The 15,322-nt window shown below is 64.0% G+C and carries 11 protein-coding genes and 4 tRNA genes; 14 read left to right on the top strand and 1 reads right to left on the bottom strand.

The window, feature by feature from the left end; translation table 11 throughout:
• Positions 1-3: 3 nt before the first annotated feature.
• Positions 4-2,742, bottom strand: coding sequence for a TonB-dependent receptor plug domain-containing protein (locus SMAL_RS03755; protein ID WP_012510151.1), 2,739 nt, complete (start codon positions 2,740-2,742; stop codon positions 4-6).
• Between the two features lie 170 nt (positions 2,743-2,912).
• Between SMAL_RS03755 and SMAL_RS03760 the strand changes: the two genes are divergently transcribed.
• From SMAL_RS03760 to rpoB, 14 genes are all read left to right on the top strand, one after another.
• Positions 2,913-3,932, top strand: coding sequence for a cyanophycinase (locus SMAL_RS03760; RefSeq protein WP_012510152.1), 1,020 nt, complete (start codon positions 2,913-2,915; stop codon positions 3,930-3,932).
• A 104-nt stretch (positions 3,933-4,036) separates the two neighbouring features.
• Positions 4,037-5,053, top strand: coding sequence for an isoaspartyl peptidase/L-asparaginase family protein (locus SMAL_RS03765; protein WP_012510153.1), 1,017 nt, complete (start codon positions 4,037-4,039; stop codon positions 5,051-5,053).
• Between the two features lie 136 nt (positions 5,054-5,189).
• Positions 5,190-5,275, top strand: a tRNA-Tyr gene (locus SMAL_RS03770).
• A 24-nt stretch (positions 5,276-5,299) separates the two neighbouring features.
• Positions 5,300-5,373 (top strand) — tRNA-Gly (locus SMAL_RS03775).
• A 49-nt stretch (positions 5,374-5,422) separates the two neighbouring features.
• A tRNA-Thr gene (locus SMAL_RS03780) sits at positions 5,423-5,498 on the top strand.
• A 41-nt stretch (positions 5,499-5,539) separates the two neighbouring features.
• Positions 5,540-6,730 (top strand): elongation factor Tu, encoded by a 1,191-nt coding sequence (tuf, locus tag SMAL_RS03785; protein WP_012510154.1) that lies wholly within the window; start codon positions 5,540-5,542, stop codon positions 6,728-6,730.
• Between the two features lie 103 nt (positions 6,731-6,833).
• Positions 6,834-6,909, top strand: a tRNA-Trp gene (locus SMAL_RS03790).
• 49 nt (positions 6,910-6,958) lie between these two features.
• The gene (gene secE / locus SMAL_RS03795; protein WP_004145202.1) at positions 6,959-7,372 is read left to right on the top strand and encodes a preprotein translocase subunit SecE; all 414 of its coding nucleotides are present in this window, start codon (positions 6,959-6,961) and stop codon (positions 7,370-7,372) included.
• 10 nt (positions 7,373-7,382) lie between these two features.
• Positions 7,383-7,943, top strand: coding sequence for a transcription termination/antitermination protein NusG (gene nusG, locus SMAL_RS03800; RefSeq protein ID WP_004145203.1), 561 nt, complete (start codon positions 7,383-7,385; stop codon positions 7,941-7,943).
• Between the two features lie 297 nt (positions 7,944-8,240).
• The gene (gene rplK, locus SMAL_RS03805; RefSeq protein WP_004145248.1) at positions 8,241-8,669 is read left to right on the top strand and encodes a 50S ribosomal protein L11; all 429 of its coding nucleotides are present in this window, start codon (positions 8,241-8,243) and stop codon (positions 8,667-8,669) included.
• A 4-nt stretch (positions 8,670-8,673) separates the two neighbouring features.
• Positions 8,674-9,372, top strand: coding sequence for a 50S ribosomal protein L1 (rplA, locus tag SMAL_RS03810; RefSeq protein WP_004145250.1), 699 nt, complete (start codon positions 8,674-8,676; stop codon positions 9,370-9,372).
• Positions 9,373-9,755: 383 nt separating this feature from the next.
• Complete coding sequence (rplJ, locus tag SMAL_RS03815; RefSeq protein ID WP_004145252.1) at positions 9,756-10,292, top strand: 50S ribosomal protein L10; 537 nt, start codon at positions 9,756-9,758, stop codon at positions 10,290-10,292.
• Positions 10,293-10,355: 63 nt separating this feature from the next.
• Positions 10,356-10,724 (top strand): 50S ribosomal protein L7/L12, encoded by a 369-nt coding sequence (gene rplL / locus SMAL_RS03820; RefSeq protein ID WP_004145253.1) that lies wholly within the window; start codon positions 10,356-10,358, stop codon positions 10,722-10,724.
• Positions 10,725-11,088: 364 nt separating this feature from the next.
• The gene (gene rpoB / locus SMAL_RS03825; protein WP_004145255.1) at positions 11,089-15,243 is read left to right on the top strand and encodes a DNA-directed RNA polymerase subunit beta; all 4,155 of its coding nucleotides are present in this window, start codon (positions 11,089-11,091) and stop codon (positions 15,241-15,243) included.
• Positions 15,244-15,322: the final 79 nt, after the last annotated feature.

The following is a 15,322-nucleotide window of genomic DNA, read 5'->3' on the forward strand; positions in this document are numbered from 1 at the left end:
AGCTTACAGCGCACTGCCGCCGAACTTGTGCGTGTACTGCAGGTTGATCGTGCGGCCGATGCTGTCGAACCAGGACACGTCGTAGTACGGATACGCGGTGTACGAGGCGTCCTTCGGCGGCATTTTGTTGAACACGTTGACCACCGACAGCGACAGGCGCGAGTGGTCGTCGAAGCGGTACTGCAGCGACGCGTTGTAGCGGTAGGTTGCCTTGATGTACGGGCTGTCACCGCTGTCCCACTTGAACACCTGGTCGTAGCTGTCCGAGGTCGGCAGCTTGCCCAGGCGCGAACCGTAGACCGTGGCCGACCATGCAGCCTTCTCCCAGGTCACGCTCAGGCTGGTCTTGGTGCGCGGGATGTCGAAGTTGCTGTTGACCGCGAACTGGTCCTGGATCGGATCACCGGGGTAGCGCTGGAAGTCGTGCTTCTTCACCCAGGTGTGGGTGCCGTTGAGGATGAAGTCACCAATGCCGGTCTGCAGGCGGTAGCGCAGGCCGATGTCGATGCCGGAGGTCGATTCGCGGGCGACGTTGATCGGGGCGACGCGCACGCCGTACAGGCGGCCATCACTGGTGCGGGTGATGCGGTCGAGCGCGTCCACGCAGGTCGGCGAGTTGATGTCGGCACTGCCGAGGCGGCAGTTCGCTTCGCTGGCCAGGATCGTGCGCACGTCCATGTCCTGCACCTGCTTGCGCATGTCGATGTCGAACCAGTCCACCGACAGGTCCAGGCCGATCGCCGGCGACCAGACGAAGCCGGCACTCCATGAGGTGCTGGTTTCCGGGTCGAGCTGGCGGTTGCCGGTGCGGCTGCGGATCAGGTTGCGCTCGTAGTCCGAACAGTCGGTGGCGCCGTCGGCGCGGCAGCTGTACAGGTCCTCGGCGCTGGTCTCGTCATTGCCTGGGCCGGCGAAAACATAGTGCAGGTCCGGCGCGCGGAAGGCGGTGCCGTACGAACCACGCACCAGCAGGGTGTCGATCGGGCGCCATTCCAGGCCGCCGCTCCAGGTCGCCTTGCCGATGGTGTTGCCGGAATAGCGGTACTGGTCGTAGCGGCCGGCCACGCTCAGGTTGACCGTTTCGTGCAGCGGCATGCGCAGCTCGGCGGCGGTGGCCCAGCGGTTGCGTGAGCCCTTGCCGTCCGAATCCTTCCAGCTGTAGTAGTAGTACTGGGTGGCCAGCGGATCGGGGTTCAGCGAATACGCCTGCTGGCCCACTTCCACCGTCGCTGCGAAACCGGCATCGCCGCCCGGCAGGCCGAACAGCGCCGAGTTGGTCACGGTGAAGGCAGCTGTTTCGGTGCGCGATTTCGGCGAATAGGAGGTGCGTGCAGCGATCGAATCGTACTCGGCGCGGGTCAGCGGCCGGTAGAGGCGTGATGGGTCGGCGTTGTAGATCGGGAAGCCATCATCGTCCACGCCCAGCTGCGGGCCCAGGAACAGGTCATTGGCCTTGGCGGCGATGATCTGCGCCCAGCTGATCCGCGACTGGTACTGCGAGTGGCTCAGGGCCGCTTCGTAATCCCAGTTGCCGGTCAGATTGCCCTTGAAGCCGGTGGTCACGCTGAGGGTCTTCTGCGTGCTGCGCACCATCGCATTGCGCAGGCCGCCCATTTCTTCAGGCGAGAACTGGCGCTGCCAGAACTCGATCTCGCCGGTGGCCTGGTTGTTGAAGTAGCCCGACTCATCGCCATTGGCATCCATGCGGCCCCACTTGGTGACGTCGCGCATCAGCGACATCGTGTGGTAGCCCAGCTGCACATCGGCGAACCACTGCTGGCCGTTGTCGAAGTCGTAGCTCAGCGAGGCGTAGCCATTGGCGCCGCGGCGCTTGCTGAGGATGGTGCCGTAGCCGATCGAGCTGTCGCTGCCGCAGTAGTAACCGTACTTCGGCCGATAGGCACGGTAGGTGCTGCCCTGGTTCTGCCCGGCCAGCGCTTCGCAGGTGGCCGCGCCCGGATCCAGGTAGTCATCGTTGTAGTCGGTGCGCAGATACGCGCGGCGGGCGATGCGCGAGCCTTCGGTGGGGCCGTCCTGGGTCGAATCCTGGATGTCGCGCTCGTAGGCCCACAGCGGGGTCTGCGATTGCAGTTCAACGCTGTACACGGCATTGAAGTTGCCGTGGCTGAAGCCGCTGGCGATGCTCACGTCGAACGACTCGCCACCGCCTTCGCTGGTGGTGCCCATGCGCATGTCGACGGTGGTGCCGTCGGCCTTCTTCTTCAGGATGAAGTTGACCACGCCGGCGATCGCATCCGAGCCGTAGATGGCCGAGGCGCTGCCGGTCAGCACTTCGATGCGCTCGATCATGCCCAGCGGGATGTTGGAGACGTCGGTGAAGTTGCTCCGGCCCTTGAACGGCATCGGGAAATCGGCGATGCGGCGGCCGTTGACCAGCACCAGCGTGTGGTTCGGGCCCAGGCCGCGCAGGTCCACCTGCTGGGCGCCCGGCGAGAAGTCGGCGCCGCTGGACGACTGCTGGCTCTGCGTCTCGCCGCCGTTCTGGGTCATCGACCGCAGTACGTCGGGCACGGTGGTGAAGCCGCTGGAGCGGATCTGCTCGGCGCTGATCACCGTGATCGGGGCGGGGCCTTCAACCTGGGCGCGCGGAATGCGCGAACCGGTGACCTGCACCGCGTCCAGCTGTTGAACCGAAGAGGAAGCCGGAGCCTGGGCCGCCGCGGAAGCAGCCACGCCCATCAACGCCAGCTGGATCGACCACGCCATCGCCTTTCTACGCATGAGGAATTCTCAGAAATGAAGCCGGCCCGCAGAGGTGGGGCCCTATCCCCCATTCAGATTTCCGGAATGGGCGCGCGCATTTAACGCCTTTTTTATGTCCTTGACTACTGGGTTCCTATCTGGCAAAGAGTGAAAACGCTTGCAAGTCGATTTTGTTCAGGGAGATCAAGATGCGACGCCTCCACAGAACCCTGCACGGCCCCTTTGCCTGGCTGGCGCTGCTGGCCCTGGCCTGGCCGCTGGCGGCGCCTGCGCAGGACCTGCAGGGCCCCGGTTTCGCCTATTACGAAGTCGGTGATCTGGAAGCCCCCCGGCCTGGTCCGCGCGCGCCAGCGATGATGCTGATGGGGGGCGGCGAGTGGGTGCCCGAGGCCTTCCAGTGGTGGCTGAAGCAGGCCGGCAACGGCCGTGTGCTGATCCTGCGCGCGTCGGGCAGCGATGAGTTGCAGGACCGCCTGTACCGGGACATCGGCGGCACCACTGCCGTGCAGACCCTGGTCTTCGACAATCGCCGTGGCGCCGACGATCCGGCGGTACTGCGCGTGGTCGCGGCGGCCGACGCCATCTTCATTGCCGGCGGCGACCAGTCGCGCTACATCCGCTTCTGGAAAGGCACCGCGCTGAACCGTGCACTCAATGCCCACGTGCGTGCCGGCAAGCCGATTGCCGGCACCAGCGCCGGGCTGGCGATCCTGGGCGGCTATGCCTATGGCGCGTTGGACGGCGGCAGCATCAGCTCCGCCGGGGCGCTGGCCGACCCGATGGGCAGCGCGGTGACCATGGACAGCGGCTTCCTGCAGATGCCCTATCTGCAGCGCGTGGTCACCGACACCCACTTCGACAAGCGCGACCGCCTCGGCCGCCTGATCGTGTTCGTCGCCCGTGCCGTGCAGGACAGTGGCGATCCGGACATCGTCGGCATCGGCGTCGACGAGGACACCGCCCTGTGCGTGGAGCCGGATGGCCAGGCGCAGGTCTACAGCGCTGACGGCGAAGGCAAGGTCTGGGTGGTCAGCCCCGGCCGTGATGCCGATCGCCTGGTCGAAGGCGAGCCGCTGCGCTTCCACGCCGTGCCGGTGACCGTGGTCGCCAGCGGCAGCCGCATGCGCCTGGACGACTTCCAGGCCGAGGCCGATTACCAGGCCATGGCCGACGTCAGCGACGGCGAGATCGAAGTCGTGCGACGGTAGCGCCGGGCCATGCCCGGCGGCCTTGCCGCATCGCGGCCTTGCCGCATCGCTCTTTCCGCCGGGCATGGCCCGGCGCTACCGAACACTCCCTGGAGACGTACCCGATGAAACTGCGCCTGGCGCTGTCCACTCTGTTGTCCCTGCCCATGCTTGCCCAGGCCGCACCGGCAGCTTCACCGCTGTTGGTCATCCACGGCGGCGCCGGCGTCGAGCGCAAGGACCTGTCACCGGCTGAAGAGAAGGCCGCACGTGACGCATTGAGCGCCGCCCTGCGCAAGGGCCATGCGGAACTGGCCGCCGGTCGTCCGGCGCTGGCGGCGGTCACTGCGGCGATCACCGTGCTGGAGGACGATCCGACCTTCAACGCCGGCAAGGGCGCGGTGTTCACCCACGATGGCCGCAACGAGCTGGACGCGGCGGTGATGGATGGCGCGACCCAGGCCGCTGGTGCGGTGGCCGGCGTGCAGCGGGTGCGCAATCCGATCCTGCTGGCGCAGACGGTGATGCAGAAGTCCCGGCACGTGATGATGGTCGGGCAGGGCGCCGAGTCCTTCGCGGTGGAGCAGGGCATGACCCTGGTCGATCCCTCGTACTTCCGGACCGACAAGCGCTGGCAGCAGCTGCAGCGGGCACTGAAGGAAGAGGCCAGTGGCCAGGCGCATGCCGACCTGGAGACTGCCAAGCACTTTGGTACCGTCGGCGCGGTCGCGCTGGATGCTCAGGGCCATCTCGCCGCCGGCACCTCCACCGGTGGCATGACCAACAAGCGCTACGGCCGTGTCGGCGACTCGCCGATCATTGGTGCCGGTACCTGGGCCGATGCCCGCTGTGCGGTGTCCGGTACCGGTTGGGGCGAGTACTACATCCGTACCGCGGCCGCGCACGAGATCTGCGCGCGCATGCGCTACCAGGGGCAGACGCCGGAGCAGGCCGGCAAGGGCGTGATCAACGAGACGATCCCGCAGATGGGCGGTGACGGCGGTGCCATCGTGCTGGCCGCAGACGGGAAAATGGCCACGCCGTTCAACACCCAGGGCATGTACCGCGGCTGGATCGGGGCCGACGGAATTCCCCATGTGGCAATTTTCGCCAGCGAGCCCCTGCCGGTGCCCGGGCAATAGCCTTGCGTATCAATGGCTTTGCGACGCATGTGAAAAAAAGTGAAAAAAAGCGTTGACAGGTCCCCGCTTCATCTCCAGAATTGCGGGCTCACCACCACACACCGCAACGCTTCGGCGGCACGGAATGGGGTGGTAAGGAGGGATACCCAAGCGGCCAACGGGGGCAGACTGTAAATCTGCTGGCTTACGCCTTCGGTGGTTCGAATCCACCTCCCTCCACCAGTTTCACGTTGTGACATTCCCGGCGCGGGAGTAGTTCAATGGTAGAACCTCAGCCTTCCAAGCTGATGGTGCGGGTTCGATTCCCGTCTCCCGCTCCATTGAATGAACTTTGAATATTATCGAGTTCATGTCATAATGCAAAACTCGGCTCACGTAGCTCAGTCGGTAGAGCACTTCCTTGGTAAGGAAGAGGTCGAAGGTTCGATTCCTTTCGTGAGCACCATCTTAAGCATCACCTCTCAGACGAATTCGAGATAAGCAGCCATGGCCAAGGGTAAGTTCGAGCGCACCAAGCCGCACGTCAATGTCGGCACCATCGGTCACGTCGACCACGGCAAGACCACGCTGACCGCCGCACTGACCAAGATCGGTGCCGAGCGCTTCGGTGGCGAGTTCAAGGACTACTCCTCGATCGACGCCGCGCCGGAAGAAAAGGCTCGTGGTATCACGATCTCGACCGCGCACGTCGAATACGAATCCGAGAAGCGTCACTACGCCCACGTCGATTGCCCGGGCCACGCTGACTACGTCAAGAACATGATCACCGGTGCTGCCCAGATGGACGGCGCGATCCTGGTCTGCTCGGCCGCTGACGGCCCGATGCCGCAGACCCGCGAGCACATCCTGCTGTCGCGTCAGGTCGGCGTGCCGTACATCGTCGTGTTCCTGAACAAGGCCGACATGGTCGACGACGCCGAGCTGCTCGAGCTGGTCGAAATGGAAGTGCGTGAGCTGCTGAGCAAGTACGACTTCCCGGGCGACGACACCCCGATCATCGCCGGTTCGGCCCGTCTGGCGCTGGAAGGCGACCAGAGCGACATCGGCGTGCCGGCCATCCTGAAGCTGGTCGATGCCCTGGACAGCTGGATTCCGGAGCCGGAGCGTGCGATCGACAAGCCGTTCCTGATGCCGGTGGAAGACGTGTTCTCGATCTCGGGCCGCGGCACCGTGGTGACCGGTCGTATCGAGCGCGGCATCATCAAGGTCGGCGACGAAATCGAAATCGTCGGTATCCGTCCGGTGCAGAAGACCACCGTGACCGGCGTTGAAATGTTCCGCAAGCTGCTGGACCAGGGTCAGGCAGGCGACAACGCTGGCCTGCTGCTGCGCGGCACCAAGCGTGACGACGTCGAGCGTGGCCAGGTTCTGGCCAAGCCGGGTTCGATCAAGCCGCACACCAAGTTCGAAGGCGAAGTGTACGTGCTGTCGAAGGATGAGGGCGGCCGTCACACCCCGTTCTTCAACGGCTACCGCCCGCAGTTCTACTTCCGCACCACCGACATCACCGGTGCAGCCCAGCTGCCGGAAGGCGTCGAAATGGTGATGCCGGGTGACAACGTCAAGATGGTCGTCACCCTGATCAACCCGGTGGCAATGGACGAAGGCCTGCGCTTCGCCATCCGCGAAGGCGGCCGTACCGTCGGCGCCGGCGTGGTCTCGAAGATCATCGAGTAAGCCTGCAGTACCGGCGGTTGCATAGCGCCGCCGGTTACGCGAATGGCGGGCCGGGAACCTCGGTCCGCCTTCGCCGTCTAAGGGAAGGCAAGTTTTATCACGTACGCCAGTAGCTCAATTGGCAGAGCAGCGGTCTCCAAAACCGCAGGTTGGGGGTTCGAGTCCCTCCTGGCGTGCCATCTGCCCACCTTATCCAGCGGCCTGGGCCGCTAAAGCAGACACAGCCGGATGAATAGCAAGATCGAACATTCCAAAGACAACTCCGCCAACGGTGGGGATATCGTCAAGTACGTTGCCGCATCACTGCTGGTGCTGGCGGGTCTGTTCGTCTGGTTCTGGTTCTCTGCCGACTCCGGTCGCGCCGCCCAGCTGGGTGCGTGGGCGGGTCAGCTGCGTGCGTTGGCGGTTGTGGTCGGTCTGGTTGGCGGTATCGGCGTGTTCATGCTGACCGGCAAGGGGCGCGACACCCGCGAATTCCTCTCCGAGTCGCGCTTTGAACTGCGCAAGGTGGTCTGGCCGACGCGCCAGGAAGCCGTCCGCATGACCTGGGTCGTGATCGTCGTGGTGCTCATCCTCAGCCTGCTGCTGGGTGGCTTCGACTTCCTGATCCAGAAACTGACTCAGTGGTTCCTGAGCCGCTAAGGAGAATTGCATGAAGCGTTGGTACGTCGTTCACGCCTATTCGGGCTTCGAGAAGTCGGTGGCGCAGGCTCTGCGCGATCGCATCGTCCGTGACGGCATGGAAGAGCGCTTCGGCGACGTCCTGGTTCCGACCGAGGAAGTGATCGAGATGCGCGCCGGCCAGAAGCGCCGCTCCGAGCGCAAGTTCTTCCCGGGTTACGTGCTGGTCCAGATCGAGACCCACGAAGAAGCGGGCATTCCGCGCATCGATAACGAAAGCTGGCACCTGGTCAAGGAAACTCCGCGCGTCATGGGCTTCATTGGCGGTACCGCCGATCGTCCGCTGCCGATCGCTGATTCCGAGGCCGAAGCCATCCTGAACCGCGTTCAGGAAGGTGTCGAGAAGCCGCGTCCGAAGGTGCTGTTCGAGCCGGGCCAGATGGTCCGCGTTACCGACGGTCCGTTCAACGATTTCAATGGCGTCGTCGAAGAAGTCAATTACGAGAAGAGCCGTCTGCGCGTCTCGGTGCTGATCTTCGGTCGTGCCACTCCGGTCGAGCTCGAGTTCGGCCAGGTCGAAAAGGCCGTCTGATCCGGCTGTAGAGTCGAGCCGTGCTCGACTCCTGGCGCCGGATGGCGGTGCGGTCGAGCATGGCTCGACTCTACAAGGGGAACCGGGCTTGGCCCGGTTTCCTTCGTTTATGTGCTGCTTCAGGCATGTGAAGAAAAAACCTGATATAGTGCGCGGCTCCCCGCTGGGAAGCCAGCAGGACGAGGCCGCCGCAAGGTGGCCTTCAGCATGGTTTCAAAACGCGATGCCGGGACGCGTGATTCCCGGTCCGATGGGGAGCCTGTTGTCGCAAGGCGCTAGCACCCGGAGAGCATACTCATGGCAAAGAAAGTTGTCGGTTACATCAAGCTGCAGGTGAAGGCCGGTCAGGCCAACCCCTCGCCGCCGGTCGGTCCTGCGCTGGGTCAGCGCGGCCTGAACATCATGGAATTCTGCAAGGCGTTCAACGCTGCCACGCAGAAGCTCGAGCCGGGTCTGCCGGTTCCGGTGATCATCACGGCCTACTCGGACCGTACGTTCACCTTCATCACCAAGAGCACCCCGGCCACCACCCTGCTGAAGAAGGCCGCTGGCATCTCGTCGGGCTCCAAGCGCCCGAACACCGAGAAGGTCGGCAAGGTCACCCGTAAGCAGCTGGAAGAGATCGCCAAGGCGAAGGAACCGGATCTGACTGCCGCCGACCTGGACGCCGCCGTGCGTACCATCGCTGGCTCTGCCCGTTCCATGGGCCTCGTGGTGGAGGGTTAAGAAGATGGCACAGACCAAGCGTGAGAAGGCCATCAAGGCCGCCGTCGTTCCGGGCAAGGCATACGCCTTCGAGGACGCGATCAACATCCTGAAGACCGCCACCAAGGCCAAGTTCGTCGAGTCGATCGACGTGTCCGTGCGCCTGGGCGTCGATGCGAAGAAGTCCGACCAGCAGGTCCGCGGCTCCACCGTGCTGCCGGCCGGTACCGGCAAGTCGGTCCGCGTCGCCGTGTTCGCTCCGGCCGGTGCCAAGGCTGACGAAGCTCTGGCCGCTGGCGCCGAAGCCGTCGGTATGGACGATCTGGCCGAGAAGATGCAGGCCGGCGATCTGAACTACGACGTCGTCATCGCGACCCCGGACGCCATGCGCGTCGTCGGTAAGCTGGGCACCGTGCTGGGCCCGCGCGGCCTGATGCCGAACCCGAAGGTCGGCACCGTTTCCCCGAACCCGGGTGAAGCCGTGAAGAATGCCAAGTCGGGTCAGGTGCGCTACCGCACCGACAAGGCCGGCATCATCCACTGCACCATCGGCAAGGCCGACTTCGCCGAAGACGCGCTGAAGTCGAACCTGACCGCGCTGCTGCTGGACCTGATCAAGGCCAAGCCGGCCACCTCGAAGGGCACCTACCTGCAGAAGGTTTCGGTCAGCTCGACGATGGGCCCGGGCGTCACCGTCGACCAGTCGTCGCTGACCCTGAAGTAATTGTTTCAAGCGGTCACGGTGCCCTGGGTGCCGTGACCGTGACATTTGAAGGCATCGCCGGCAGTACATCGCCGGTGGTAGCCGTCAAAGACCGCAGGCGCGGTCATGGCAATACCGGCGACGGGCACGGAAGCTCGAACTGGCAGGGAGTCGCCGCCGGAGCAGTCATGAGCGCTTAATCGATTCCCCGGAATCACCCTGCGTAGATGGTGCCCTTCTGGAGTTTTCTGGTTCACGCATGTCTGGGATTTCCCTGATTGCCTCCAGGTCTGGAACGGCCCACCCCCCGGAACATCATTCCGATGTTCCCGGCGTCCAGGACGGATGCTGCACAGGACCGCACACGGCAGGAGCCGTAAGCGGAGTTCAATAGGAGGAGTGCAATGGCTCTCAATCTGTCCCAGAAGCAAGAAGTAGTCGCCGAGCTGGCAGACATCGCCGCCAAGGCCCACTCCTTGATCGCAGCCGAATACGCTGGCACCACGGTCGCCCAGATGACCGCGATGCGCAAGCAGGCTCGTGAAACCGGTGTTTTCTTGAAAGTTGTCAAGAACACCCTGGCTTCGCGCGCCGTTGAAGGCACCGAGTTCGCAGTCGCCCAGGACCAGATGGTTGGTCCGCTGCTGTACGCGTTCTCGCTTGAGGAGCCCGGCGCAGCCGGTCGCCTGATCAAGGAAGCTGCCAAGGGCAACGACAAGCTGAAGGCTAAGGTCGTCGCCATCGGTGGTGAAGTGTTCCCGGCAAGCCATGTCGACGTGCTGGCCTCGCTGCCGACCCGCGACCAGGCCCTGGCAATGCTGGCCCGCGTCCTGACCGAGCCGGTCACGATGTTCGCCCGCGCCATCAAGGCAATCGGCGACAAGCAGAATGGTGGCGACGTCGCCGCCGACGCTGCTGAGCCGGCCGCCGAGACCGCCTGAGTTTCGACTTACCGTGGTTCCTGACGGAACCTCAACCCAGAAAATCATCCAAAGGTATTTATCATGTCCCTTACCAACGAACAGATCGTCGACGCCATCGCCGAGAAGTCCCTGATGGAAGTGATGGAGCTGGTCAAGGCCATCGAAGAGAAGTTCGGCGTCTCCGCCGCTGCTCCGGTTGCCGTGGCTGCTGCCGCTGGCCCGGCCGCTGCTGTTGAAGAGCAGACCGAGTTCACCGTCACCCTGAAGTCGGCCGGCGACAAGAAGGTCGAAGTCATCAAGGCCGTCCGCGCCATCACCGGCCTGGGCCTGAAGGAAGCGAAGGACCTGGCCGAAGCCGGTGGCGTCCTGAAGGATGCCGCTTCGAAGGACGAAGCCGAGAAGATGAAGAAGGACCTGGAAGCTGCTGGCGCGACTGTCGAAGTCAAGTAAGCACTTCCTTTGCATCGTCATCGATTCACGGCGATGCAGCCAAGGCTGGGGGCGTAAGCCCCCGGCCTTTGGTCGTTGTTGCGGTACGGGTAGAGTCGACTGTTAGTCGACTGCTGTGAAAAAAGTCGACTAACAGTCGGCTCTACCGTTCCAGATGCAGAAAAAAGCCCAACACGGGCTGCAGTCAAACCCCGGCCGGCCAGCGCAGAGCGCGGCAGCAGGGGCGTGGTAGCAGACGAGTTGGCAGTTGGAAGTAGCGGGAGAAGGCGTGCTGGTGCCGGCAATACCAGCGACTTCCAACTGACAATTTCAAGTTCCCTTCGGATCGTGGGCGCACGATCCGCACAACAAGGTGGAAGACCTCATGACGTCCTATTCGTTCACCGAAAAAAAGCGTATCCGCAAGGATTTCGGCAAGCAGCGTTCGATTCTCGAAGTGCCGTTCCTGCTCGCCATCCAGGTGGATTCCTACCGTGAATTCCTGCAGGAAAACGTCGATCCGGCCAAGCGCACGGACCACGGCCTGCACGCTGCGCTGAAGTCGGTCTTCCCGATCGCCAGCTACAGCGGCAACGCTGCCCTGGAATACGTCGGCTACAAGCTGGGCGAACCGGTCTTCGACGAGCGTGAGTGCCGCCAGCGTGGCATGAGCTACGGCGCCCCTCTGCGCGTGACCGTGCGCCTGGTGATCTACGACCGTGAGTCGTCGACCAAGGCCATCAAGTACGTGAAGGAGCAGGAGGTCTATCTGGGCGAAATCCCGCTGATGACCGAGAACGGCACCTTCATCGTCAACGGCACCGAGCGCGTCATCGTCTCGCAGCTGCACCGTTCGCCGGGCGTGTTCTTCGACCACGACCGTGGCAAGACCCACAGCTCGGGCAAGCTTCTGTACAGCGCCCGCATCATTCCTTACCGCGGTTCCTGGCTGGACTTCGAGTTCGACCCGAAGGACGCGCTGTTCACCCGTATCGACCGTCGCCGCAAGCTGCCGGTGTCGATCCTGCTGCGCGCGCTTGGCTACAGCAACGAAGAGATGCTGGCCGAGTTCTTCGAGATCAACACCTTCCACATCAACCCGGATGAAGGCGTCCAGCTGGAGCTGGTGCCGGAGCGCCTGCGCGGCGAAACCCTGGGCTTTGACCTCGCCGACGGCGACAAGGTCATCGTGGAAGCCGGCAAGCGCATCACCGCGCGCCACATCAAGCAGCTGGAAGCCTCGGGCATCGCCGCCCTGGCCGTGCCGGACGACTACATCGTCGGCCGCATCCTGTCGCACGACGTGGTCGATGCTTCGACCGGCGAACTGCTGGCCCAGGCCAACGACGAGATCACCGACGAGCAGCTGCAGGCCTTCCGCAAGGCCGGCGTGGATGCCGTGGGCACCCTGTGGGTGAACGACCTGGATCGTGGCCCGTACCTGTCCAACACCCTGCGCATCGACCCGACCAAGACCCAGCTGGAAGCCCTGGTCGAGATCTACCGCATGATGCGTCCGGGCGAACCGCCGACCAAGGACGCCGCGCAGAACCTGTTCCACAACCTGTTCTTCACCTTCGAGCGCTACGACCTGTCCGCGGTCGGCCGCATGAAGTTCAACCGTCGCGTGGGCCGCAAGGAAACCACCGGCGAAGCCGTGCTGTACGACCGCAAGTACTACGGCGAGCGCAACGACGAAGAGTCCAAGCGCCTGGTTGCCGCCCATGGCGACAGCTCCGACATCCTGGACGTGATCAAGGTCCTGACCGAGATCCGCAACGGTCGTGGCGTGGTCGATGACATCGATCACCTGGGCAACCGTCGCGTGCGTTCGGTCGGCGAAATGGCCGAGAACGTGTTCCGCGTGGGCCTGGTCCGCGTCGAGCGCGCGGTCAAGGAGCGCCTGTCGATGGCCGAGTCCGAAGGCCTGACCCCGCAGGAGCTGATCAACGCCAAGCCGGTCGCCGCTGCCATCAAGGAGTTCTTCGGCTCCTCGCAGCTGTCGCAGTTCATGGACCAGAACAACCCGCTGTCGGAAGTGACCCACAAGCGTCGCGTCTCGGCCCTGGGCCCGGGCGGTCTGACCCGTGAGCGCGCCGGCTTCGAAGTGCGCGACGTGCACCCGACCCATTACGGCCGCGTCTGCACCATCGAAACCCCGGAAGGCCCGAACATCGGCCTGATCAACTCGCTGGCCGTGTACGCCCGCACCAACCAGTACGGTTTCCTCGAGACCCCGTACCGCAAGGTCGTGGACGGCAAGGTCTATGACGAAGTCGAGTTCCTGTCGGCGATCGAAGAAAACGAGTACGTCATTGCGCAGGCCAACGCGCTGACCAATGCCGACAGCGTGCTGACCGAACAGTTCGTTCCTTGCCGCTTCCAGGGCGAATCGCTGCTGAAGCCGCCGGCGGAAGTCCACTTCATGGACGTCTCGCCGATGCAGACCGTGTCGATCGCGGCCGCGCTGGTTCCGTTCCTGGAGCACGATGACGCCAACCGCGCACTGATGGGCGCCAACATGCAGCGTCAGGCCGTGCCGACCCTGCGTGCGCAGAAGCCGCTGGTCGGTACCGGCATCGAGCGTGCCGTGGCGCGTGACTCCGGTGTGACCGTGAATGCCCGTCGTGGTGGCGAGATCGTGCAGATCGATGCCGCCCGCATCGTGGTCAAGGTGGTCGAGGAAGAAATCGTCGGTGCCACCGACGCCGGCGTCGACATCTACAACCTGGTCAAGTACACCCGTTCGAACCAGAACACCTGCATCAACCAGCGTCCGCTGGTCCAGGTGGGTGACATCATCGCCCGCGGCGACGTGCTGGCCGACGGTCCGTCCACCGACATCGGCGAACTGGCCCTGGGCCAGAACATGCTGATCGCGTTCATGCCGTGGAACGGCTACAACTTCGAAGACTCCATCCTGCTTTCCGAGCGCGTGGTGGAAGAGGATCGCTACACCACGATCCACATCGAAGAGCTGACCTGCGTCGCGCGTGATACCAAGCTGGGGCCGGAGGAAATCTCCGCCGACATCCCGAACGTTTCCGAGCAGGCGCTGAACCGCCTGGACGAAAGCGGCGTGGTGTACATCGGTGCCGAAGTCCGCGCCGGCGACATCATGGTCGGCAAGGTCACCCCGAAGGGCGAAAGCCAGCTGACCCCGGAAGAGAAGCTGCTGCGCGCGATCTTCGGCGAGAAGGCGTCGGACGTGAAGGACAGCTCGCTGCGCGTGCCGCCGGGCATGGACGGCACCGTCATCGATGTGCAGGTCTTCACCCGCGACGGCATCGAGAAGGACAAGCGCGCCCGTCAGATCGAAGAGTCTGAAATCAAGCGCGTCAAAAAGGACTTCGACGACCAGTTCCGCATCCTGGAAGCGGCCATCTACATGCGTCTGCGCTCGCAGATCGTGGGCAAGGTGGTCAACGGTGGCGCTGGCCTGAAGAAGGGCGACGTCATCAGCGACGCGTTCCTGGACGGCCTGAAGAAGGCTGACTGGTTCGCCCTGCGCATGAAGGACGAGGACGCTTCGGAAGCCATCGAGCGCGCGCAGAAGCAGATCCAGGCGCACGAGAAGGAATTCGAGCGTCGCTTCGCCGACAAGCGCGGCAAGATCACCGCCGGCGATGACCTCGCCCCGGGCGTGCTGAAGATGGTCAAGGTGTTCCTGGCCGTGAAGCGCCGCATCCAGCCGGGCGACAAGATGGCAGGCCGCCACGGCAACAAGGGTGTGGTGTCCAACGTGGTGCCGGTCGAGGACATGCCGTACATGGCCTCGGGCGAGACCGTGGACATCGTGCTGAACCCGCTGGGCGTGCCGTCGCGTATGAACATCGGCCAGATCCTGGAAGTGCATCTGGGCTGGGCGGCCAAGGGCCTGGGCCGCAAGATCCAGGCGATGATGGAAGCCCAGGCGGCGGTTGCCGACCTGCGCAAGTTCCTGGACGACATCTACAACCACGATGACACCAACGTGGCCAACCGTGTCGACCTGTCGCAGTTCAGCGACGAGGAGCTGCTGCGTCTGGCGCGTAACCTCACCGACGGCGTGCCGATGGCCACCCCGGTGTTCGACGGCGCCACCGAAGCGGAAATCAAGCGCATGCTGGAACTGGCCGACCTGCCGAGCAGTGGCCAGACCCAGCTGTACGACGGCCGCACCGGTGAAGCGTTCGATCGCCACACCACCGTCGGTTACATGCACTACCTGAAGCTGAACCACCTGGTCGACGACAAGATGCACGCCCGTTCGACCGGTCCGTACTCGCTCGTCACCCAGCAGCCGCTGGGCGGCAAGGCGCAGTTCGGCGGCCAGCGCTTCGGTGAAATGGAAGTCTGGGCGCTGGAAGCCTACGGCGCGGCCTACACCCTGCAGGAAATGCTGACGGTGAAGTCCGATGACGTGCAGGGCCGCAACCAGATGTACAAGAACATCGTCGACGGTGAGCACGAGATGGTCGCGGGCATGCCGGAATCCTTCAACGTGCTCGTGAAGGAAATCCGCTCGCTGGCCATCAACATGGAACTGGAAGACAACTGATCCATGCCGGCGCGGCGGTCCGCCGCCGCGCCGCTGGCAGTCAACTGAAAGCCCATCGACACAGCATTCCTCCTTCTGG

The organism is Stenotrophomonas maltophilia R551-3 (genome assembly GCF_000020665.1).
GTDB classification, from domain to species: Bacteria; Pseudomonadota; Gammaproteobacteria; order Xanthomonadales; family Xanthomonadaceae; genus Stenotrophomonas; species Stenotrophomonas maltophilia_L.